Here is a 22,023-nt window from a genome sequence, read left to right on the forward strand (position 1 = left end):
CGCCTGTTTGGCTATTGTGTTATCCTATATCAGGATAGGCAAAGAATCAAAGCCCAATGGGATCTTAAAAACAGCTTTGTGGTGCAAGGTAGAGGGAGCCGATGGCGGAAGAACGGTTGATAAATTATGTTAAGTCCCTTCCTGAAAGGCCTGGGGTCTACATAATGAGAGACCAGGACGGCCAGGTCATATACGTGGGCAAGGCCAAGGCCCTGAGGAGGAGGGTGATGTCGTATTTTAGACATGGGGGGTTTGCGTCTCCAAGGCTTAGGAAACTAGTAGAGATGGTGAGGGATATATCGGTGGTTAGGACCGCCACCGAGGCTGAGGCGCTGATACTCGAGGCCAGGTTGATAAGACAGCTTCAGCCCTTTTTCAACGTGGAGCTTAAGATGTCAGAGCGTTATCCCTACATAAGGGTGACCGAAGAGAAGTTCCCCAGGATAACGGTTACCAGAGTCAAGTCAGGGGGAGGTCTTTTCATCGGTCCCTATGTTAGGGTGAGGGAGCTTAGGGAGCTTTTGCGCCTGTTGGATCGATTTTTCCCTCTTCGTAAGTGTTCCATCCCCATAGAACCCCCTTACGATAGAAGGCCGTGTGTATATCACTCAATAGGTAAGTGTCTTGCCCCCTGTGCTGGACTTTGTAGCCAGGGGGAGTACCTTCAGATAGTGTCCGATGCGGTCATGCTTCTTCAGGGGCGTGGGGCTGATTTGGTGGAACGGTTGAGGCGCAAGATGGAGGACGCGGCGTATAATAGGCTTGCTTTTGAAGAGGCTGCCCAGATAAGGGATATGATAAGGGCCATATGGAGGGTTGGCAGGCAATCCCCTTCTGCTCACGTTGGGGATGAGGATAACTTTCCATTGCTGTGTTCCCTGCAGGATATCTTAGGGCTTAAGGTGATCCCCTGGCGCATAGAGGGTTATGACATATCGCATCTTAAGGGGACTAGCACGGTGGCCTCTAAGGTGGTATTCGAGCAGGGTAGGCCTAACAAATCTTTGTACAGGAGGTATAACCTTGGGGACTTTGGGGGTGATGACTTTAGGGCCCTGGGGGAGGTTTTAAGGCGTAGGTTCTCAAGGGCCTCTGAAGACGAGGTGCTACCCAACCTGATATTGATAGATGGCGGACCAGTACAGCTGGAGTTTTCTTTAAAGGTTCTCAGTGATATGGGGTTGTCGATCCCCACCGTTTCCCTGGCGAAGGGGGAGGAGGAGGAGGTATATCTTCCTGGGAAGGACCAGCCTTTGCGGTTGGGAGAGGGGAGCTTGGCTCTTAGAATGCTTCAGATGGTTAGGGATGAGGCTCATCGCTTTGCCGTTTCCTCCCATAGGGAAAACAGACGTCTGAGAATGAGGCATACCAGACTGGAGGAGATACCAGGTGTTGGTCCGAACAGGGCTTCCCAGTTATTGAGCCGATTTGGAAGCGTTAAGAACATAGCGAGGCTTTCGGAAGAGGAGCTCATGGCCATGCCCGGTATCGGCAAGAAACTTGCCAGGATCATATTGGAACATCTGAAGGAGGGGAAGGATTGAAGGCCCTGAAAGAGTTTAATAGGGAGTCCCTGGGGGAGTCCAAAAGGCACATATATTTTATGCGCATGGCCTTAAGCCTTGCAGCAAGGGGAGGGGTTTCGGTAAGCCCGAACCCTAAGGTGGGCTGTGTGTTGGTAAGGGATGAAAAGGTGGTGGGTATTGGTTATCACCGAAGATACGGGGGGCCTCATGCGGAGGTTGAGGCTTTGGCCATGGCGAGGGATAAGGCGAGGGGTAGCACCGCCTACGTCACCCTTGAACCGTGCGCCCATCATGGGAAGACCCCACCTTGTGCCCCAAGGCTTGCAGAGGCTGGGGTATCAAGAGTGGTTTATGGATTTAGGGATCCAAACCCTAAGGTGAACGGAGAGGGGCTTAGGATCTTAGAGTCAAGCGGGGTTGAAGTGATAGGGCCAGTGCTGGAGAGAGACTGTAAGTGGATTAATCGTGGTTTTATAAGGCGGATTACCTTGGGGAGGCCTTGGGTCACGTTAAAGGGTGCTCTGTCTGTGGATGGAACTGCGTGTCTGGATAGCGGTGAGAGCAAGTGGATAACCGGTCCCATGGCGAGGCAGAAAGCACACCTTCTGAGGGCAGAGCACGATGCGGTCCTTGTGGGTATAAATACAGTTATGAACGATGACCCGGAGCTTACCGTTAGGGCATTGGATGGTGAAAGCCCTAAAAAGGTAGTCCTTGATGGGCACCTAAGAATACCCCTGGAGGCCAAAGTGCTTAAAGGGGGAGAGAGGATAGTATTCACCTCACAGGAGGCCCCTATGGAGAAGTTGACGTGCCTTCGCAACATGGGGGTTACGCTGATTCAAGTCCCTAGCGTTGGCGGAATGCTGGACCTTAGTCAGGTTTTGTTGGAGCTTGGAAGGCTTGGGGTTAACAACCTGCTTGTGGAAGGTGGCGCCAGGGTGCTAGGGGCCTTTGTGGACAGCGGTCTTGGCGACATGGTATCCCTGTTCGTAGCCCCTTCTATACTGGGCAGGGGGCTTCAGATTTTCGAATCCTTTGCCATTCAAGGTCTTGGTAGCAGGGTAGAGATCACGGACCACATGGTTCGCCAGGCGGGGCATGACCTTTGGCTCGAGGGGGTATTAAGGTGTTCACCGGCCTTATAGGGGCTGTTGGTAAGGTGGTTTCGGTCAAGCCGGTGGGTGGCGACGTATGGGAGATGCAGGTTGATTCGGTGGATGACTTCTTAAGTGGGGTATCCATAGGTGATTCGGTGGCCGTGGACGGAGTTTGTCTCACTGTGACCGCCATTAAAGGCACCAGGATTGTTGCGCAGATGATGCGGGAGACGGTGGAAAGAACTAAGTTGGGTAGTTTGAAATCGGGGCATCGGGTGAACTTGGAACTTTCCATGCGATTGGACGGAAGGCTGGACGGGCACATAGTTCAAGGCCATGTGGACTGCCTTGGTATTGTCGATAGTTGGGAGGCGCAGGGCAGCTGGAGGAAGCTTTGGGTTTCGGTGCCACGGTGGTTTGCTCCATATGTGGTCCCCAAGGGGTCTGTTGCGATAGACGGCGTTAGCCTTACCGTTATAGATGCCCTAGATGATGCTTTTTCCGTTGGGCTTATCCCCGAAACTCTTAGAAGGACCTGTCTGGGTGATCTTAGGATTGGGGACAAGGTTAACTTGGAGGGGGATATAATAGGTAAATATGTGATGCGTTGGCTTGGCATCTTCGGCGGTGCTTCGATGAAGCCCGGTGAGGGTGTTGATGTGGGTTTAGAGGAGGGCGGGATCAGCTACGATAAGCTGGCCCTTTACGGATGGGATGTTGGGGGGCGTTAGAGTGGCAGAGGATGCTGTTGGAGGTGTCCTTGGGAGCGTGGAAGAGGCTCTTAGGGTGATATCCGAAGGTGGAATGGTGATAGTCGTTGATGATGCCCAGCGAGAGAACGAGGGGACCTTGTTATGGCTGCCCAGTTCTGTCGTGGGGAGGACATAAACTTCATGGCTAAGTATGGCAGGGGTTTGATATGTGCTCCTGTGGATGATGAGATAGCTAGAAGGTTGGATCTTGCCCCAATGGTGGAGAGGAACACGGATCTTCACGAAACCGCGTTCACCGTCAGCGTTGATGCCAAGGAGGGGACCACTACCGGCATATCGGCTCAAGAGCGGGCGTTAACAGCCCGATTGTTGGCGGATCCCAAGTCGAAACCAGAGGACTTCAGAAGGCCCGGGCACCTTTTCCCCCTTATTGCCAGGAGGGGTGGGGTTTTAAAGAGGGCGGGTCATACCGAGGCGGCGGTTGATCTAGCCAGGTACGCGGGCCTCTCCCCCGCAGGGGTGATATGTGAGATCATGAACGAGGATGGGACCATGGCAAGGCTCCCTCAGCTTGTGGATTTCGCCAGGGAACATGGGCTCATGATAATCTCCATTGAGGACCTCATAAGATACAGGAGCCGGAGGGAGAAGTTGGTAAGGCGGGAGGCGGAGATACATCTCCCTACTGCCTACGGTGACTTTAGGGCCATTGGTTACAGGTTTGTGCTGGATGAAGACCCGGATAAGGTTCACATGGCACTGATAAAAGGGGAAGTGGAGGGTAAGTCCGGTGTTTTGGTGCGGGTCCACTCCGAGTGTTTTACCGGGGATATCCTTGGCTCGCTCCGCTGTGACTGTGGCCCGCAGCTTCATAGGGCCATGGAGATGATAGAGGAGGAGGGGGCTGGGGTTCTCCTCTATATGAGGCAGGAGGGACGAGGTATAGGGTTGCTTGCCAAGCTTAAAGCCTATGAGCTTCAGGAAAGGGGTATGGACACAGTAGAGGCCAATGAGGCCCTTGGGTTCGGAGCGGATCTAAGGGACTATGGTGTGGGGGCCCAGATATTGGCTGACCTGGGGCTTAAGGAAATAAGATTGTTGACCAATAACCCGAGGAAGATAGTCGGTTTAGAGGGTTATGGCCTTAAGATCCTAGAAAGGGTGCCCATAGAGATCCCGTCTAACCCTCATAACGAGAGATATTTGAAGACCAAGTCCTGTAAGCTGGGGCACCATCTTCATCTTTGATTGATCTCTTTTGCCCCGCTTAGTTGCCTTTTGTTTTGAGGTTTTGCTTTTAATTTTGTTGGATATTAAGGGGGTTCCGACGTGAGGGTTTACTCTGGGAAGTTAATAGGCACTGGGTTGAGGTTTGCGGTGGTGGTTTCCAGGTTCAACGAGTTGATATCATCGAAGCTCTTGGAGGGGGCCAAGGACGCTCTTTTTAGACATGACGTAAGGCACCAGGATGTGGATGTCTTTTGGGTTCCCGGGGCCTGGGAGATCCCCCTGGTGGTTAAGGAGCTGGCCCTTACTGGTCGTTATGATGGGATAGTTGCATTAGGGGCGATAATAAGGGGAGATACTCCCCATTTTGACTATGTGGCCGCGGAGGCTAGCAAGGGTTTAGCGGCGGTGGGCCTGGATCAGAGGGTTCCTGTGGCCTTTGGGGTTCTTACCTGTGATAACCTGGAGCAGGCGTTGTTGCGGGCTGGCAGCAAAGCCGGGAATAAAGGGGCTGAAGCGGCCTTGACCGCCCTTGAGATGGCAAGGCTTTTGGATCAAATCCGAAAGGACCAGGGACAGGGGGAGGAGTAGTTCATATGATGGACCTTCGATGGGTAAGGGATAACCTGGAAGAGGCGAGATCTTATTTAAGGGCTCGGAACTCCGATTTCCCGCTAGATCAGCTTATATCCTTTGATGAAAGGCGTCGGCAGATCCTGGCGGAGGTTGAGGATCTGAAGGCCAAGCGCAATGAGGGTTCCCGGAGGGTTGGGGAGATGAAGCGCCGGGGGGAAGAACCCAAGGATCTTATGGAGGAGATGCGTGCCATAGGAGATAGGATTTCTGTGCTGGAGAGTGAGCTGTCTGCGGTTGAGCAGGAGCTCAACGGTCTTTTGCTTAGGATGCCCAACAGGCCGCATGAATCCGTCCCGGTAGGAAAGGATGAGACTTGCAACCCGGTGGTCAGGGTTTGGGGAGAGCCTAGGCAGTTCGACTTCACTCCCAAGCCCCATTGGGAAGTTGGCGAGGCCTTGGGGATAATGGAGTTTGAAAGGGCGGTCCGTTTGGCGGAGAGCCGGTTCGTGATTCTTCGGGGACTGGGTGCTCGGTTGGAAAGGGCATTGATCCAGTATATGTTGGATCTTCACTGTGAGAACGGCTATACTGAGGTATCCCCTCCCTTTCTCGTTAACACCGATACGATGACTGGTACTGGTCAGCTGCCTAAGTTTGCGGAAGATCTGTACCGCTGTGCCAACGATGACCTGTGGCTCATCCCCACCGCGGAGGTTCCCCTTACGAACCTTCACAGGGGGGAGATACTGGAGGAGGAACAGCTGCCCCTTTACTACACTGCTTACACCCCATGTTTTAGGCGAGAGGCCGGTAGTTATGGGCGGGATGTAAAGGGTATGCTCAGGGTTCATCAGTTCTCCAAGGTGGAGCTTGTAAAAATATGCAAACCCGAGGACAGTTACGATGAGCTTGAGAAGCTTACCGCTTCTGCGGAGTCCGTGTTGAAGGGGCTTGGGCTTCCGTATAGGGTTGTTTGCCTCTGCACCGGTGATATGGGATTTGGAGCCAGCAAGACCTATGACATAGAGGTCTGGCTGCCATCTCAGGGGTGTTATCGGGAGATAAGTTCGTGCAGCAACTGTGAGGATTTTCAGGCCAGGAGAATGAACACCCGCTACAGACCGAAGGGAGGGGGCAAGCCGCGATTTGTCCATACCCTAAATGGCTCTGGGATAGCGGTTGGGCGGTGCCTCCTGGCCATAGTGGAAAACTTCCAGCGGCAAGATGGGTCCGTTGATATCCCCGATGCATTGGTGCCCTACATGGGAGGGGTCAAGCGGATAGTCCCGGTTTGCAGTGGTAATGCTTAGTTTTGTTTGGGGTCAGTGGTTTGGTGAATATTGACTTTTGGTCTCAAGTTTCTTTGATCCTGGTCCTAGGGCTTGGGGGATTGCTGGTTCAGCGGTTCTTCAAGCCCCATTTGGACAGGGATCAGTACTACTACGTTAAGGACATAACCATGCTGGCATCTTGGGCCATGGTGGGGATTTGGTCTGGAAGCGGGCTCCTCAAGTGGGTCATAATAGCTGGCATGGGAGGGTTGTTTCTGGGCTTTTGCCAGAAGATGCAGCGTTCTTTTGAACTCAGACCCCTGTTTCTGCTATTGGGGCTCCTGCTTGCCCTCTTTGGACCAAGGATAAACTTCATAGGAATGCCTGGAGGTGTTTTCCTTTACCTTCCGCAGGGGGTAGCGGTGATTTTAAGCGCCCTTTGGTATTCCCTCTTCCCGCTTGTTCTCCAAGAAGTGGATCAGATACCAGGTCTTGGGGGAAGCCTGCTTTTCGTTGGGTGGTTGTTGATGACTCTTGGAGTCGTCACATCTTCTCCGGGGTGGAACGAGGTGATATACGCTTCTTTGGCCGGGTTGGTTCTGATAGGAACCTTTTGGAGCCGTCACCTTCACGTCTACGGCAGGCTTGGGGAGCAGATGACTTCCATGTGGGGTATGATAATGGGAGGCATAACGGTGCTTGGAGCTTCTAAGGGGTTGGCCTTTTCTGCGCTGTTTTTGATGCCCCTTGGGCTTTTCCTGGTGCCAATAATGGAAACCTCCCTTAGGGTGGTTGGAACCTCCTTGGTGAGGCGGCAGTTGGGGAACGTGACCCTTTACAGGGCCCTAATAAACCGGGGTGTTGATCACCCAATGGCGGTATATATGGTGTCCTTCACGTGCCTTTGTCTTGGTATTTTGGGTTTCTCCGCTCAGCGATATGGTCCCTGGCAGGTGCCTCTTTTGGTGCTGCCCGGTGTTTTGTTGTTGGGAGGAGGACTTTATGCCTTTTTAAGATGGGGAGGTTCTGTTTTGACCCATAGCAGGCGTCCACGGATATTCGGGGTTCATGTGGATAACGTTACGCTTAACTACGTTTTGGGCAGGGTAAGGGCGATGGTGTCTCAGGGGGAATCCTGTCTCATATGTACCCTGGATGCGTTGGGGGCCTTAAGGTCCAGGGAGGATGCGGAGTATAGGGAGGTTCTGAATCGATCGGATCTGGTGCTCCCGGATGGCAGCGGTTTAATTGAGGCATTTAAACTGCTGGGGAATCCCTTATCGGAGAGGATACCTGGAGTTGAGTTCGTTGACCACCTTTGCCGGTTGGCCGCATCGGAGAGGTGGGGGGTGTTTCTTCTTGGAGGTAAGCCAGGAGTTGCGGAGTTAGCGGCTCAGCGGTTGTTGGAACGGCATCCTGGGCTTGTGGTGGCCGGATGTAGGGACGGTTACTTCCCGGATTCAGAGGAAGGGGAGGTGATAGAATCCATAGCCTCCAGTGGAGCTAGGGTTTTGTTCGTGGGGCTTGGAGTCCCCCGCCAGGAGAAGTGGCTGTTCAAGGTGTTGAAGGCCCATGGGCGGCTTCCTGGCGTGGTAGGGGTTGGAATTGGAGGAAGCTTTGACGTGATATCCGGGAGGCTAAAGCGTGCTCCTGTGTCATGGCAGCGCCTGAGGCTTGAATGGTTATACAGGACCATCCAGGAGCCCTGGAGGATACGCAGGGTAGCGAGGTTGCCCAAGTTCGCATTCCTCGTCCTTTGGGAAAAACTGTTTGGTAAGAGGGAAGAGAGACAAGATTAGCAGTATCTGTCTTGAATTTAGCAGCAGGGGGGTTAATCCCCTTCTGGTTTTGTCTATTTATTAGTTGATTTTTATGAAGAGGAGATGGTGGTTTTGAAGATAGATAAGATTTTCAAGCAGGCCCAAAGGGTTCAAGCTCAGATGGCCACGTTGCAGGAGGAGCTGGCTAAGACAGAACATCAGGGATCTTCTGGTGGGGGCATGGTGACTGCACGGGTTAATGGACAGGGGGATCTTCTCTCGGTGAAGATATCTAAGGAGGTTATCGATCCATCGGATCCGGAGATGCTTGAGGACCTTGTGGTATCCGCGGTCAACGATGCCCTGAGGAAGAGTCGTGATTTTGCTTCAGAGCGGATGAACCGGTTGACTGGCGGTCTTGGATTTGGAGGTTTCTAATTGAGTTCAACTGGTGTTTTTGTAGTAGATAGGCTTATAGAGAAGTTTAAGAGGCTCCCTGGGGTTGGGGAGAAGGGGGCCAGGCGTTTTGCGTTCTTCGTTCTTCAGCAGCCCTCTGGTTGGGTTGAAGATCTCGCCAGGGATTTGCTGGAGGCGAAGACCGCGGTCCGTCCATGTAGGATTTGTGGGGGGCTTGCGGAGGAGGAGCTTTGCCCTATCTGCGCGGATCCTAAAAGGTCTAATGGGATCATTTGTGTGGTGGAGACTGTAGAAGATAGCTTGGTGATTGAGAGACACGGGGTGTTTGACGGCCGATACCACGTGCTTGGAGGTCGTTTCTCCCCGCTGGATGGAGAGGAGATCCCGAGCGATAGGTTGGATGCGTTGCGTCGGAGGCTTGTCCAGGAGGGAGTATCAGAGGTCATATTGGCGCTTAATCCAAGTGTGGAGGGGGAGCTCACTGCCATGGCGGTTAGGGATGCCATAGTGGACCTTCCGGTAAGGGTTACTCGTCTGGCCTTTGGGATCCCAGTTGGAGGGAGCATAGGTTTTGTGGATAGCGCCACTTTGAAGCTTGCAATGGAGGGGCGCAGGGGCCTTTAGGCCCCGTTGGCTTTATTTAAATTTATATATTTTTGGAGGTTTGTAATATGTTTAGGATCATGAGGGGGGTTATAAGGCTCCTGTTGGCCGTGTTGGGTGGCGTTGTGGGGTATCAGCTTGCGGGCTTTATTTTGGCAGATGGCGGAGAGATAGGGGCTTTTATAGGTTATCACCCGGTGGGGTGGGTAATTTTCTTCGTATTTTTCTTTGCACTGGTTGGTTTTATGCTTACCCCGGTTTTTTGGATGGGGCTTGGGAAGATGGGTCAGCTTTTCGAGGCTAATCTGCAGGGATTCGGTTTTCATGAAATATTAATATCCTTGATGGGCCTTACCCTTGGCCTTGTTTTGGCTAATTTGATAGCCCTTCCCTTGTCCAGGGTGCCCGTTGTGGGGGTTTACCTAGCTGTCCTGATCAACGTGGCTTTGGGGTACTTGGGGGTTAGGTTGTCCTTAAGGCGCAGGGATGACATATGGGCCTTTTTCTCCTCTGCTGGCTCCATAAGGGGGAAAATCAACTTCCGATCCAAGAAGTCTGGCCAGGTCCCAAAGGCAGAGGTTAGTGACAAGGGGGATGGTTACGGTTATAGGAAGCCCAAGGTTTTGGATACCAGCATTTTAATAGATGGAAGGATCTCTGATATAGTCTCCACGGGTTTCATCGAGGGACCGCTCATCCTTCCCCGCTTTGTCCTATCAGAGCTTCAGGGGGTGGCGGACAGCTCGGACCCGATAAAGAGGGCCCGGGGAAGGAGGGGGCTTGACGTGGTAAATAGGATGCAACAGCACCTCGGTGACGATCTCAGGATAATGGATGTCCCAATGAAAGAGCTTGAGAGGGACGTTGTTGATGAGGCCATCGTTGCCCTAGCCAAGAGGATAGACGGGTGTGTGCTGACAACGGACTATAACTTGAACAAGATAGCCCAAATAGAAGGGGTTAGTGTCCTCAACGTTAATGACCTTTCAAACGCCCTTAAACCTATGCTGTTGCCTGGAGAGAACATAAGGGTTGATGTCATTCGGGAGGGGAAGGAGCCAAACCAGGGTGTGGGTTATCTTGAGGATGGTACCATGATAGTGGTTGAGGATGGGCAGAGGTACATCGGAAGCCATGTGGATGTGGTGGTGACATCTATGCTGCAGACATCGGCGGGAAGGATGATATTTGCCAGGATAAGGCGATGAGCATCAGAAGATCATCCTGGTCGTTTGTGTGTGTGGCTGCTGGAACTGGGAGCAGGCTTGGAGGGACGCGAAAGCAGTTCCGGTCTCTTGGGGGGCTCCCCCTTTGGGCCTGGAGTTGCAGAACCGCCAAGGTTCTCTGGGATATGGGAGCCATGGGGGAAGTTATACTCGTACTTCCTTCGGACATGGAGGATCATTCGTCCATTAGGTGCGCGTTTGGGGAACTTTTGGGGCCTATGCCACTGGTCACTGTGCCAGGTGGTATCGATCGACATGCTTCAGTCCTAGCTGGTGTTGGGGCTGCTTCAGGTGATATGGTAATGGTTCATGATGCCGCAAGACCGTTCCTTAGCGAAGACCTTTGCCTGAGGTTGATGGAGGTGGCGGAGGAGACTGGGGCGGCAATCCCAGTGGTTAGATGTAATGATTCCGTTCGATATGTCAAGGACGGAGTAATTAAGGGCACGTTGGACAGGTCGTCGTTGTTGCTCACCCAGACCCCACAGGCATTTGATCGAGAGAGGCTGATTAGCGCCCTTTTAAGGGGTGGGGGGTTTAAAGATGAGGCAGAGGCGTGGCTTGACGCCGGGTGGGATATCGGCTGGGTTGAGGGAGACAGAAAGCTTTTTAAGGTGACGGAGGATTGGGATTGGAAGGTGGCGGTGGCTATGACAGGGGGATTAGGATTCCGATGTGGTCATGGTTATGACGTTCACCCTCTAGTGCCTGGAAGGCCATTGGTGCTTGGAGGGGTGACCATTGAAGGAGCTCCGATGGGTCTTTTGGGGCATTCCGATGGTGATGTAGTATGTCATGCGATTGCGGACGCAATACTTGGTGCGGCGGGAGAGCCTGACATAGGTACCCTCTTCCCCGCCTCTGATGAGGCCTATCGTGGTGCCTATAGTCTTGATCTCTTGAGGCAGGTCTATGCGAGGGTGGTTGAGCTTGGATTCACGGTGGAATGGGTGGACGTTACCATAATGGCTCAAGTTCCCAGACTTTCCTCTTGGATATCTCCGATTAAGTCGGAAATTTCCTCGGCTTTTGGGGGTTTGAATTTGATCAATGTTAAGGTAAAATCCGGGGAACATGTGGGATCGGTGGGCAGGGGGGAGTGCGTAATTTGTCATTCCGTGGCCACTTTGAGGTGTTCAGGGCTTTAGCGTCCGCCATTTTCTCTGTTCTATTCCTTTTAGGGGCGGCGACTTCTACGTTAGGAGGCGTGGCATCCGAGGTTGTGATCGGCGACGGTGTGGCGGTATGGCTTCTCTATGGGGAGGAGATCTGGAGGTTTCCCATTTCATCGGAGGTGGATGCTAGATCCGCCTCCGATGCTTTAAATGGCGTTTTATCCAGTGGATTCAGCCTGTCCGACCTTAGGGTCGCGAGGCGGGATGATCGATGGTTTCTTCAGGTTGGGCGAAGAGATCTTATCGAGGCCCAATCGGATCATTCCGGTCTTTTGAGGCTTCCTCCTAAATTTGTAGCCCTTTTGATGCTGTCAAGGATTTACGATGTGTTGGGCAAGGGAGCCCCTGTTGGAATGGATGAGCGTTTTACCCTTAGGGGAGGAAGAACGGCGGAGGGGACCATATCCTGGTATGGTGGAGAGTCTATGATTGGCAGGAAGTTTGCCAACGGGGAAGTATGTTCCGGCAATGAGTTAGTTGCGGCTGCTAAGGATCTGCCCTTTGGGACGCTGCTAAGGATAAAAAATCTGGCTTCAGGTAAGACGGTGGTGGTTAGAGTTGTAGACCGTTTTAGGGAGCACCGAGGACGGATATTGGACGTATCCAGGGCTGCAGCGGAACTACTGGGTTTTAAGAGCCAGGGAGTGGCTAAGGTTTTGGTGGAGGTAATAGGTCACGTCAAAAGGGTGGGCGGGAGGTAGGGCCCAGCTTTTTTTATAACTTTACGGAGGTGTTTGCATGAGTCTAGGTGATCGCTTTGTTCCGTACGAGGGGTTTACGTTTGATGACGTACTTTTGGAGCCCGCTTACAGCGAGGTCCTGCCGTCTCAGGTGGATCTTCGGAGCAATCTTACCCCTATGATAGGACTTAACTTACCCATAGCTAGTGCCGCCATGGATACGGTTACGGAGAGCCGGTTGGCCATAGCTATGGCTAGGGAGGGTGGCATAGGTATTGTTCACAGGAACATGCCTATAGAGCGCCAGGCGGCCGAGATTGATAAGGTCAAGAGATCGGAATCGGGGGTTATAGTGGATCCCTTTTACCTCTATCCGCAGGACAAGATTCAGGATGCGGTGGATTTAATGTCGCACTATCACATCTCTGGGGTGCCCATAGTTGATGATAGGCTGCGCTTGGTTGGGATAATAACTAATCGTGATCTTAGATTTGTGACCGATTATGGACAGCCCATATCCGAGGTGATGACCAAGGAGGGGCTGGTAACTGCCCCGATCGGTACGACCCTTGATGATGCCAAGGACATACTGATGAGGCATAAGATTGAGAAGCTTCCCATAGTGGATGGGGAGGGGAAGCTTAAGGGGCTTATAACCATAAAGGACATACAAAAGGCCAAGGAGTTCCCGAACGCTGCAAAGGATGAGCATGGGCGTCTTCGGGTAGGGGCTGCCATAGGAGTTGGAACGGATTCCCTGGTGCGGGCTGAGGCCTTGGTTAGGGCAGGGGTTGACGTGATAGTGGTTGACACAGCGCATGGGCATTCCGTGGCGGTTTTGAATACCGTTAGGGAGTTGAGGAAGCGGTATCCGAAGCTGCAGATAATAGGAGGGAACATAGCCACTGGAGATGCTGCCAAGGCGTTGATTGAGGCTGGGGCTGATGCGGTTAAGGTGGGTATAGGGCCTGGCTCAATATGTACTACCCGGGTGGTGGCGGGTATTGGGGTTCCTCAGGTGGCAGCTATAATGAACGTTGCTAAGGTTGCTCATTCCATGGGGGGGACCGTCATAGCGGATGGAGGTATTCGCTATTCCGGGGACATAGTTAAGGCCATAGCCGCAGGGGCGGACGTGGTTATGATAGGTTCTCTCCTTGCTGGTACAGAGGAGAGTCCTGGTGAGGTGGTCATCTCCAGGGGGAGATCGTTCAAGAGCTACCGGGGCATGGGGTCCCTTGGTGCCATGAAAGAGGGATGCAGTAAGGACCGTTACTTCCAGGAGGGAACCGTGGAGGACAAGCTTGTGCCCGAAGGGATAGAGGGGCTTGTTCCTTATAAAGGGTCTTTGGCGTCTGTGGTCTATCAGATGGCAGGTGGCATCAGGGCTGGTATGGGATATGTTGGCGCCAGGGATATCCGGGAACTTCAGACCAAGAGCCGGTTTATAAAGATAACCGCTGCCTCGGTTAAGGAGAACCACCCGCATGATGTTACAATAACAAAGGAGGCTCCGAACTATTGGGTGGAATAGGGGGTGATTCCCGTTGAGGGTGTTTCACGTTCCCGAGGATTTTAGCGATGTTTATAAGGATGGTGTTATGATGCTCCCAGATCTGGAGCTTGACGTGTTAAGCGATGATTCTCTGGAGAGCATGCCGGAAGATGATTTTTTGATGGGCATTGACGATTGGTGGGCGGAGTTCACCGCGGACATGAACTTGTGATGGTTCTTCCCTTGGGAGAGATTGTGTAATATAATCAGCAAGGATTAGCATTTGCGTTTGGCATATTTCCACAGTAGGTGGTCTTGGATGTTGGAGAGTGGGTTATATCCCACTCTTCGTTTTTTGTTCCACCCTTTTGCCACGGAGGTGACCGTGTTGGTCGCAAGAGGATTTCGATTGCGTGATGATATAAGACGCATGGTGGAAGAGATGGGATACATATGTGTGGAGGTTAAGGTCACTAGGGAGATGGGGGCCCAAATTTTAAGGGTGACCATAGATTCGTCGGACTGCCCGATCGGCCTCTCTGATTGTGAATCGGTTTCCAGGCGTATTAATGAACTGCTGGATGAGCGGGAGGATGGGGGCATAAAGGAGAGGTACTATCTGGAGGTTTCATCGCCGGGTCCTCAAAGGCCTTTGATCTGTTTGGATGACTTCAGGCGTTTTGTGGGACGGAAGATAAGGATATCAATGGGCAAAGGCAAGAAGAGGACCTTTTTCATAGATCAGGTCATGTCTGATGGCAGGGTAAGGCTCTATCAAGAGGGAGAGGAATTGATCTGTCTGTGGGATGAGCTCAAGAATCCCAGGCTTTGCGATTGAAATTTAAGCTAGATTAAAGGAAATGGGGGAGTATTTTTATGATCTTGGGAAGGGATTTCGCCAGGGCCCTTAAGCAGCTCGAGGCGGAGAAGGGTTTGTCGCTTGACATAATATCGTCCAGCCTGGAGGCTGCTTTGGTGTCCGCCTACAGGAAGTTTAAGGGAGGAAATCAGAACGTAGAGGTCTTTATAGACTTTGAGAATGGGGAGATATTCCTATCAGAAGTCAAACAGGTGGTATCTTGTGTGGATAACCCTGATACTGAGATATCCTTAGAGGATGCCAGGAGGATGGGTTTTGGGGACGTGGAGATTGGGGATGTGATAAGGATAGAGGTGTTCCCCGAGAACTTCGGCCGCATAGCTGCTCAGACCGCGAGACAGGTCATAATTCAACGGTTAAAGGACGCGGAAAGGCAGGTTATTTTTGAGGAATTTGCGGATAAAACTGGGGACCTGGTACAGGGGGTAATATTTAAGATAGAGGGGGACCAGATCCTGGTCCGTTTGAACGATAGGACCGAGGCCATACTTCCCCGAGAGGAGAGGATCCTTGGGGAGTCTTACAAGGTTGGGGATCGCTTTAAGTTCTTCCTTTTGGATGTGAGGCAGACCACCAAGGGACCTCGCATAGTGGTGTCAAGGACTCATCCTGGGTTTTTGAGAAAGCTTTTTGAGTTGGAGGTTCCGGAGATAAGGGATGGCATCATAGAGATAAAGAACATCGTAAGGGAGGCTGGTGGCAGGTCCAAGGTGGCGGTTCAATCCCTTGACTCTAACGTAGATCCTGTAGGGGCCTGTGTGGGTCCCAAGGGAACGAGGATAAAATCGGTTATGGATGAGCTTGGTGGCGAGAGGGTAGACGTCATATCCTGGAGTAGTGATCCCATGGTATACGTTAGGAACGCCCTTTCTCCGGCCAAGGTGGTTAAGGTGGAGCCGTTGCTTGATCAGGAGAAGGCCTTCAGGGTATATGTGAGACCGGATCAGCTTTCCTTGGCTATAGGTAAGGCTGGGCAGAACGTGAGGCTTGCCGCTAGGCTTACGGGATGGAAGATAGATATTAAGGTGTTGGAGCCAGAGAGGCTTCCTACCCTGAAGGACCTTTTTGAGGACATCATGGCCGATGCAGGCGGAGAGAGGGGCTAGGAGTGGAACAGGGGAAGCGGCGCCGTCCGAGACGTTGTGTTGGATGTGGTACCGAGGCTCCCAAGAGAGGACTTGTGAGGATTGTTAGGTCCCCAGAGGGCAAGGTAAGCATTGACAGGTCCGGTCGGGCTCCTGGTAGGGGGGCCTACTTGTGTCCTAAGTTGTCGTGTCTTGCTTTGGCGGTCAAGAGGAAAGCCCTCCAGAGATCGCTTCGTACAGAAGTGGGATCTGAGGTTATAAGGGAACTGGAGGATTTGCTTAAGGCCTTGGAGGCAGAACCGTTTGATGGTCAATACTAAGAAGCTTTGCGGTCTTATCGGATTGATGAGGCGTCGGGGGGTTATAGCCTATGGCCAAGACAGGGTGGTTAAAGCTGTTGGCAATGAACCAAGCGACTGGGCGGTTCTCATCTCCGGTGACTGCCCCGACAAGCTGGCGTCTAAATTTCGCCGTATTGGCTGTGTTGTGTATATATTAAATGATATTAATTCTATTGAGATGGGTTATTTGCTGGGAACCCGTGCGGTTTACGTTTTAGCGGTGCCCCTGTCGGATTCAATGGGGCGGTCGTTGGCGTCTCTTTTAGAAGGGGAGAGTGATACTGTTGAGCAAGATAAGGGTTTATGAGTTGGCTAAGATGTTGGGGAAGTCCAACGGAGAACTGATGGATATATTGAAGGATTTGGGAGTGGATGTTAAGACTCATATGAGTTCTATAGATGCCGACGTGGCGCAGTTGGTGGAGGATACGGTTCTTGGGGGAGGACGTGCTGTAGAAGATAAATCTCAAGGGGCTAAGAGGGTGCAGTATAGGCCTGGATGCAGCGTTGGGGATATCGCTAAGGCATTGGGGCAGACCCCTGGTGGAGTTGTTAAGGTGTTGGTTGAGGCTGGCATGATGGCCCCAGCGTCCGCGGTTGCGGATGAGAAGGTCTTAGCAGTTTTGTCCGAGCACTTTGGAGTTGTCTTTGAGCCATCCCAAGGGGCCGAGGCTGGTCTAAATCAGCCAGGGGATACCAGGTTGACCAAGGGGGAGAAGTCGTCAGGCGGAAAGGGTAAGCCCAAGACGAAAAAGGAGGTTGCGGCCCCGTCCGGCCAGATGCAGCCGAGGCCGCCGATCGTGACCGTCATGGGTCATGTCGACCATGGCAAGACCACCTTGCTGGACTTTATAAGGAAGACCAAGGTGGCGGACAAAGAGGCGGGAGGCATAACGCAGCACATAGGGGCTTCTGTGGTTGACTATGGTGGGAAGAGGATAGTCTTCCTGGATACGCCAGGTCATGAGGCTTTTACCGCCATGAGGGCCAGGGGGGCTAAGGTTACGGACATTGCGATACTCGTGGTGGCGGCGGATGACGGGGTAATGCCTCAGACCCTGGAGGCCCTTAACCATGCGAAAGCGGCGGGGGTCCCGATAATAGTGGCTATAAACAAGGTGGATAAGCCGGAGGCTAGGCCTGATAGGGTTCGCCAGCAGCTTTCGGATCACGGCCTGGTGCCAGAGGAGTGGGGCGGAGATACCGTTATGGTGGAGGTGGCTGCCAAGTCCGGGTTGGGCGTGGATCAGCTGCTTGAGATGGTCCTTTTGGTTGCTGAGATGGAGGAACTCAAGGCGGATCCAAACGGGGAGCCTAGGGGGACGGTGGTGGAGGCAAACCTGGACAAGGGTAAGGGGCCCGTGGCCACGGTGATAGTCCAAGAGGGAACTCTCCGTAGGGGGCATGTGATAAGGACGAACTCCACGTGGGGCAAGATAAGAGCCATGTTGGATCACCGGGGTAACTTCATTGATGCGGCGGGTCCCAGCACTCCGGTGGAAATATTGGGTTTCGAGTCGGTGCCTCAGCCCGGAGAGACCTTTGAGCGGGTTGCGGATGAGAGGGAGGCCCGGGAGCTTTATCAGATGCACCTTCAGGAGAAGAGGAGCGCAGAGGTTAAGAAGGAGTCCCGCCTTACATTGGAGGAGCTTTACGAGAGGATGCAGGAAGGTGGAGAGTCCCCCCAGCTTAACCTGGTTCTCAAATGTGATGTTCAGGGTTCTGTTGAGGCCTTCAGGTCTTCTCTCTTGAAGCTGAGCACTGATGAAGTGGGGATAAACATAGTCCACGAAGGGGTCGGTAGGATCTCGGAGAGCGATGTGATGCTGGCCTCTGCGTCAAACGCAATAATAATAGGGTTTAACGTCAGGCCCGATGCCAATGCCAAAAAGATAGCGGAGAACGAAGGGGTTCAGATAAGGCTTTACAGGGTCATATACGACGTCTTGGACGACGTTAAGGCTGCATTGGAAGGGATGCTGTCCCCCACGATCAGGGAGAACATCCTGGGTCAGGCGGAGATCCGTGCGGTCTTCAAGGTGCCTAAGGTCGGTAAGATCGCCGGTTGTTACGTTCAGGAGGGGCTTATAAGGCGCAACGCCAAGGTTCGCCTCATCCGAGAGGGAGTTGTTATATGGGAGGGTGCCTTGGCCACCCTCAAGAGGTTTAAGGATGACGTAAGAGAGGTTTCCGCCGGTTATGAGTGTGGCTTGAGCTTCCAGAACTTCCAGGACTTCCGGGAGGGAGATGTGGTGGAGGCCTATGAGTTGGTGAAGGAAAAGCGTCACCTGGATTAAATAATTTAGTTACGGGGGGTCCGCCATGGAAGGACTTAGGGGATGGATGGGTTACTTGAGGGTGGAGCTTAAGGGCCCTGAGTTCTCGTGCCTAAAGGATCGAAGGAGTTGGATCCGTTCTGTTCTGGATCAGGCCAGAGGCAAGTTCAACGTTTCCATGGCGGACCTTAGCCCCGATGGCGCTCCAGGGGCAGTTGCCCTCGGTTTCGCTGTGGCAAGCTCTTGTAATTCCGAGCTGAAAGGAAGGATCGAAGCCATTAAATCGTTTGTGACCCGCATGGCGGAGGATAATGGCCTTGAGATCCTGAATCTTTGGGAAGAGGTTTTCTGCGATGACGAGTTTTCGGATTGAAAGACTTAATAAGGAGTTTCTAAGGGAGATATCGGTCCTGCTCCAGGGCAGGGTTAAGAACGAGAAGGCCAAGATGGCCATATTGACCGCCGTTTCGTGCTCCAAGGACCTTAGCGTGGCCAAGGTCTACTTTACGGTTCTTGATAGGTCTACCGTTGGGGATGTCAAGGCCGGCCTTGAAGAGGTTGGAGGTCTCCTTAGGGGGCTTTTGGGCAAGGAGATGAGGCTTAGGAAGATACCGGAGTTCCGATTTGTTTATGACGACACGGAAGACCGGGCTGGTCGAGTGGAAGCTTTGTTAAACCGCTTATCCCTTGTAGAGCCTTCCCGTAACGCCGATGAGGAGGATGAAATGTCTTATGAGTGGGAGGATGAGGAGGGTTTAGAGTGACACCGATCCCCTTCTTTGACCTCGTGGAGAAGTTTCAACGATGGATAGTTGTATCTCACGAAAAACCCGATGGGGATACCTTGGGCTGTGGAAGCGCAGTCTCTTCGGTTCTAAGGTCCATGGGCAAGAAGGTCATTTGGTGTGGTCCTAGTGACATGCCCCAGATATATAGTTTTTTCAGTTCTTCTGGGGAGTATATCCGTTTCAGTGATCCAAGAGATGTAAGGTCCTCCTTGGGAGATGACCCTGTTGGGTGGTTTTTCTTAGACTTGAGCGACTTCACTAGGGCCATGGAGTATATACCCCGCTTGAGCGGGGATGTGGTGGTAAACGTGGATCACCACGGGGACAACACGTTTTTTGGGGATTACAACTGGGTTGATCCATCCGCTGCGGCGGTGGGTGAGATGGTGGCTCGCATGTTCCGCGATCTTGATATTCCCCTATCAGGGTCGGTTGCAACGGATCTTTACGTTGCTATTGCCACGGACACGGGTTTCTTTAGGTTTAGCTCGGTGACTCCTGTGACCTTTGATGTTGCGGGGTTTCTTTTGTCCAGGGGTGTTGACGTAGCCTTTTTGGATGATGCGTTGAACAGGTCGATGGATGAGGGGATACTTCATCTGTGGGGCAAGGCCTTGTGTCGGGTTGCCTCATCGGGTGATGGTTTAGTCGTGGTGTCTTGGTTGGACGAGGATGATTTTAGACAATGCGGTTGCGGTCCCGCTTCCACCGAAGGGTTGGTCAATTTGATATTCTCAACCCCCAAGTCCATGGTGGGTGCCATGGTTAGCCGGGATTGTGGGGATGTATCAAGGGTGAGTCTTAGGACCCGTAGGCCTGTCAACGCCAGGGAGATAGCGGCTTTGTTCGGCGGCGGAGGCCATGAAAGAGCGGCAGGGTTCAGGCTCAATATGTCTCCGGAGGAGGGGGCCAGGATGCTTTTAGGAGAGCTGGTATCTCATGTGCTTCAGTGGATTTCTTCTGATAGATAAGGAGGAGGGGCTTCGAAGCACCGCCTGTGTGGAACTTATGCGGTTGAAGCTTGGCAGGTCCGTTAAGGTGGGGCATGCTGGTACCTTGGATTCAGGGGCTACCGGGCTTTTGGTCCTACTTGTAGGGCGTTCTACCCGTCTGTCTGAGATTGTAATGTCCTTTACCAAAGAATACTTTGTTGACGGGGTGCTGGGGGTCTCCACTGATACCGATGACATGACAGGTCATGTCATTCAACGAGAGAAGCCACCTAGGATTTCACCGGAGCAGATGGATCGTGTGATAGCCTCGATGTTGGGTTGCAGGTTTCAGCGTCCTCCTGCTATATCCGCGGTCCACGTAGGAGGTAGAAGGGCTCATGAGATCAGCAGGTCTGGTGAGCTACCGGACATAGCCCCTAGGGAGGTTATGATCCGTCGCATAGATGTACTAAGGTATCCCGATGCTGATGGGGTGTTCTCCCTTAAAGTGTTGTGTGGCAAGGGTACGTATATTCGGTCACTGATCAGGGATATCGGGACGGCCCTTGGGACCTCTGCATCGGTGTTAAAGCTTCGCAGGACCTCTGTTGGCCCTTTATCTTCGGAAAATGCGTTGCCATCTTCAGTGGCCCGGGATCTTTGCAAGGAGGATCTGCTTGCCCATGTAATACCTGCTTCTGAGGTCCTCTCCATTTTGCCCTTTGGTGAGGTGCCGGAGCGTTTGGACAAGCAATGCGTTAATGGTGGATTCATATATGCTAGGGATCTTGTGGGTTTCCGTATCTCCCCGGGGCTCATAGCCGGTGGTGCGGTTCTTGTGAGGCATTCGGCCGGTGGTGGTATATATCGGCTTGCCGATGGGGGGCGGCTGGATTGCATGGTGAATATGGTGCTTTAATCGATATCGGGGGTTTGGCCTCATGATATGGGTCATGGGATATTTCGATGGGTTTCACCTTGGGCATCAGCTCCTTCTGAAGGAGGCTAGGAGAGCTGCCAAGGAGAGGGGAAGAGGTTGGGGCGTCCTGTCCTTTACAGCTCATCCAAGAGAGGTCCTTTTAGATAAGCCTATGGGTCTCCTTTTCAGCAGGCGGGAGAGAAAGATCCTGTCGAGGTACCTTGGGGTGCCTGTTATGGAGGAGATCCCCTTCGATAGGTCTGTAGCGGAGATGTCGCCGAGTGACTTCCTTCATGTGGTTGAAAGGAAGCTAGCCCCATCTGGGATAGTGGTGGGGGAGAATTTTCGTTTTGGTCGTGGAAGGGTTGGAGACATAGGTTTTTTAAGGGATTTTTCCGCTAGCCGGGGTTGGTTTTTCAAGGCTCTTAAGTGCCTTGAGCTGGATGGAGAGTTGGTTAGCAGCACCAGGATAAGGGGTTTTGTGGAATCTGGGGCCGTTTACGAGGCGAATAGGTTGCTAGGATATCCGTTTATGATGCTGGGAAGGGTTGTTCGTGGAGATGGCAGGGGACGTGGTTTGGGGTTCCCCACCGCCAACATATCACTTCCTCACGCAAAACTCATTCCTGGCAGGGGTGTATATGCAGCTGTCGCCTGGGTAGGGGGGGAGTGGCGGGGCGCTGCTTTGAACATAGGATATAACCCCACATTTCAAGGGGTTCGTTCCCTCCGGGTAGAAGCTCACCTTATCGGTTTTCATGAGGATATATATGGTTCTGATATCGTTATATTTCCGTTGAAGATGATAAGGGATGAAAGGCGATTTAGCTCCTCCTGCGAATTGATTAAGCAGATGGAGAGGGATGTTGAGGAGGCTCGCCGAATTTCTATCGAGGTGCCTCAAGGGTTTATAGAGCACATGGGTAGTGTGTTAGTTGACGAAATGCCCGTTGTGATGAAGGCGAAAAAAATTCCGTAAATTGACCAGATCCTTGACATGGTGGATATGGCTGGGTATTATGTACGCCGTGAT

Annotated in this window: 23 protein-coding genes and 1 pseudogene; all 24 read left to right on the top strand. The window is 52.6% G+C overall.

Going from position 1 to position 22,023, the window contains the following annotated elements:
* Positions 1–101: 101 nt before the first annotated feature.
* The 24 genes and pseudogenes from THEVEDRAFT_RS03950 (at position 102) to ribF (ending at position 21,969) form a co-directional block, all read left to right on the top strand.
* A complete protein-coding gene (locus THEVEDRAFT_RS03950; RefSeq protein ID WP_006583431.1) occupies positions 102–1,544 on the top strand; it encodes an excinuclease ABC subunit UvrC in 1,443 nt (480 codons plus the stop codon).
* On the top strand, positions 1,541–2,674 hold the full coding sequence (gene ribD / locus THEVEDRAFT_RS03955; protein WP_006583432.1) for a bifunctional diaminohydroxyphosphoribosylaminopyrimidine deaminase/5-amino-6-(5-phosphoribosylamino)uracil reductase RibD: 1,134 nt from the start codon (positions 1,541–1,543) through the stop codon (positions 2,672–2,674). The genes THEVEDRAFT_RS03950 and ribD overlap by 4 nt, the downstream gene beginning before the upstream one ends.
* The gene (locus tag THEVEDRAFT_RS03960) at positions 2,656–3,357 is read left to right on the top strand and encodes a riboflavin synthase (RefSeq protein ID WP_040825294.1); all 702 of its coding nucleotides are present in this window, start codon (positions 2,656–2,658) and stop codon (positions 3,355–3,357) included. Before ribD ends, THEVEDRAFT_RS03960 begins: the two co-directional genes overlap by 19 nt.
* Positions 3,341–4,587: pseudogene (locus tag THEVEDRAFT_RS03965) on the top strand (bifunctional 3,4-dihydroxy-2-butanone-4-phosphate synthase/GTP cyclohydrolase II). The gene THEVEDRAFT_RS03960 and the pseudogene THEVEDRAFT_RS03965 overlap by 17 nt, the downstream one beginning before the upstream one ends.
* Before the next feature lie 81 nt (positions 4,588–4,668).
* The gene (gene ribH, locus THEVEDRAFT_RS03970; RefSeq protein WP_006583435.1) at positions 4,669–5,157 is read left to right on the top strand and encodes a 6,7-dimethyl-8-ribityllumazine synthase; all 489 of its coding nucleotides are present in this window, start codon (positions 4,669–4,671) and stop codon (positions 5,155–5,157) included.
* A 5-nt stretch (positions 5,158–5,162) separates the two neighbouring features.
* Positions 5,163–6,452, top strand: coding sequence for a serine--tRNA ligase (serS, locus tag THEVEDRAFT_RS03975; RefSeq protein ID WP_006583436.1), 1,290 nt, complete (start codon positions 5,163–5,165; stop codon positions 6,450–6,452).
* A gap of 53 nt (positions 6,453–6,505) precedes the next feature.
* Positions 6,506–8,212 carry a WecB/TagA/CpsF family glycosyltransferase gene (locus tag THEVEDRAFT_RS03980; protein WP_006583437.1) on the top strand — a complete coding sequence of 569 codons (1,707 nt, stop codon included), beginning with the start codon at positions 6,506–6,508 and terminating at the stop codon, positions 8,210–8,212.
* Between the two features lie 93 nt (positions 8,213–8,305).
* On the top strand, positions 8,306–8,611 hold the full coding sequence (locus THEVEDRAFT_RS03985) for a YbaB/EbfC family nucleoid-associated protein (RefSeq protein WP_006583438.1): 306 nt from the start codon (positions 8,306–8,308) through the stop codon (positions 8,609–8,611).
* The gene (gene recR, locus THEVEDRAFT_RS03990) at positions 8,612–9,214 is read left to right on the top strand and encodes a recombination mediator RecR (protein ID WP_006583439.1); all 603 of its coding nucleotides are present in this window, start codon (positions 8,612–8,614) and stop codon (positions 9,212–9,214) included.
* 47 nt (positions 9,215–9,261) lie between these two features.
* Positions 9,262–10,401 carry a PIN/TRAM domain-containing protein gene (locus tag THEVEDRAFT_RS03995; protein ID WP_006583440.1) on the top strand — a complete coding sequence of 380 codons (1,140 nt, stop codon included), beginning with the start codon at positions 9,262–9,264 and terminating at the stop codon, positions 10,399–10,401.
* Between the two features lie 32 nt (positions 10,402–10,433).
* Positions 10,434–11,567: a 2-C-methyl-D-erythritol 2,4-cyclodiphosphate synthase gene (gene ispF, locus THEVEDRAFT_RS04000; protein WP_245522729.1), complete on the top strand. Its 1,134-nt coding sequence runs from the start codon at positions 10,434–10,436 to the stop codon at positions 11,565–11,567.
* A 59-nt stretch (positions 11,568–11,626) separates the two neighbouring features.
* Positions 11,627–12,295 (top strand): septal ring lytic transglycosylase RlpA family protein, encoded by a 669-nt coding sequence (locus tag THEVEDRAFT_RS04005; RefSeq protein ID WP_156787104.1) that lies wholly within the window; start codon positions 11,627–11,629, stop codon positions 12,293–12,295.
* Between the two features lie 37 nt (positions 12,296–12,332).
* Positions 12,333–13,808: an IMP dehydrogenase gene (gene guaB / locus THEVEDRAFT_RS04010; protein WP_006583443.1), complete on the top strand. Its 1,476-nt coding sequence runs from the start codon at positions 12,333–12,335 to the stop codon at positions 13,806–13,808.
* Between the two features lie 13 nt (positions 13,809–13,821).
* A complete protein-coding gene (locus THEVEDRAFT_RS04015; protein ID WP_006583444.1) occupies positions 13,822–14,001 on the top strand; it encodes a hypothetical protein in 180 nt (59 codons plus the stop codon).
* Positions 14,002–14,178: 177 nt separating this feature from the next.
* The gene (locus THEVEDRAFT_RS04020; RefSeq protein ID WP_245522730.1) at positions 14,179–14,607 is read left to right on the top strand and encodes a ribosome maturation factor RimP; all 429 of its coding nucleotides are present in this window, start codon (positions 14,179–14,181) and stop codon (positions 14,605–14,607) included.
* Between the two features lie 38 nt (positions 14,608–14,645).
* On the top strand, positions 14,646–15,755 hold the full coding sequence (gene nusA / locus THEVEDRAFT_RS04025) for a transcription termination factor NusA (protein WP_006583446.1): 1,110 nt from the start codon (positions 14,646–14,648) through the stop codon (positions 15,753–15,755).
* A gap of 2 nt (positions 15,756–15,757) precedes the next feature.
* Positions 15,758–16,054, top strand: coding sequence for an RNase P modulator RnpM (gene rnpM, locus THEVEDRAFT_RS04030; protein WP_006583447.1), 297 nt, complete (start codon positions 15,758–15,760; stop codon positions 16,052–16,054).
* Positions 16,041–16,382 (top strand): hypothetical protein, encoded by a 342-nt coding sequence (locus THEVEDRAFT_RS04035; protein WP_216593062.1) that lies wholly within the window; start codon positions 16,041–16,043, stop codon positions 16,380–16,382. The genes rnpM and THEVEDRAFT_RS04035 overlap by 14 nt, the downstream gene beginning before the upstream one ends.
* 10 nt (positions 16,383–16,392) lie before the next feature.
* The gene (infB, locus tag THEVEDRAFT_RS04040; RefSeq protein WP_425358273.1) at positions 16,393–18,372 is read left to right on the top strand and encodes a translation initiation factor IF-2; all 1,980 of its coding nucleotides are present in this window, start codon (positions 16,393–16,395) and stop codon (positions 18,370–18,372) included.
* 25 nt (positions 18,373–18,397) lie between these two features.
* Entirely contained in the window at positions 18,398–18,724 is a 327-nt protein-coding gene (locus tag THEVEDRAFT_RS04045; protein ID WP_006583450.1) for a DUF503 family protein, read from the top strand.
* Positions 18,705–19,115, top strand: coding sequence for a 30S ribosome-binding factor RbfA (rbfA, locus tag THEVEDRAFT_RS04050; RefSeq protein WP_006583451.1), 411 nt, complete (start codon positions 18,705–18,707; stop codon positions 19,113–19,115). Before THEVEDRAFT_RS04045 ends, rbfA begins: the two co-directional genes overlap by 20 nt.
* Positions 19,112–20,110 (top strand): DHH family phosphoesterase, encoded by a 999-nt coding sequence (locus tag THEVEDRAFT_RS04055; protein WP_006583452.1) that lies wholly within the window; start codon positions 19,112–19,114, stop codon positions 20,108–20,110. The genes rbfA and THEVEDRAFT_RS04055 overlap by 4 nt, the downstream gene beginning before the upstream one ends.
* Entirely contained in the window at positions 20,079–20,990 is a 912-nt protein-coding gene (truB, locus tag THEVEDRAFT_RS04060; protein WP_006583453.1) for a tRNA pseudouridine(55) synthase TruB, read from the top strand. Before THEVEDRAFT_RS04055 ends, truB begins: the two co-directional genes overlap by 32 nt.
* 22 nt (positions 20,991–21,012) lie before the next feature.
* Entirely contained in the window at positions 21,013–21,969 is a 957-nt protein-coding gene (gene ribF / locus THEVEDRAFT_RS04065; protein WP_006583454.1) for a riboflavin biosynthesis protein RibF, read from the top strand.
* The last annotated feature ends 54 nt before the right edge of the window (positions 21,970–22,023 follow it).

Source organism: Thermanaerovibrio velox DSM 12556, assembly GCF_000237825.1.
Classification (GTDB): Bacteria; Synergistota; Synergistia; order Synergistales; family Synergistaceae; genus Thermanaerovibrio; species Thermanaerovibrio velox.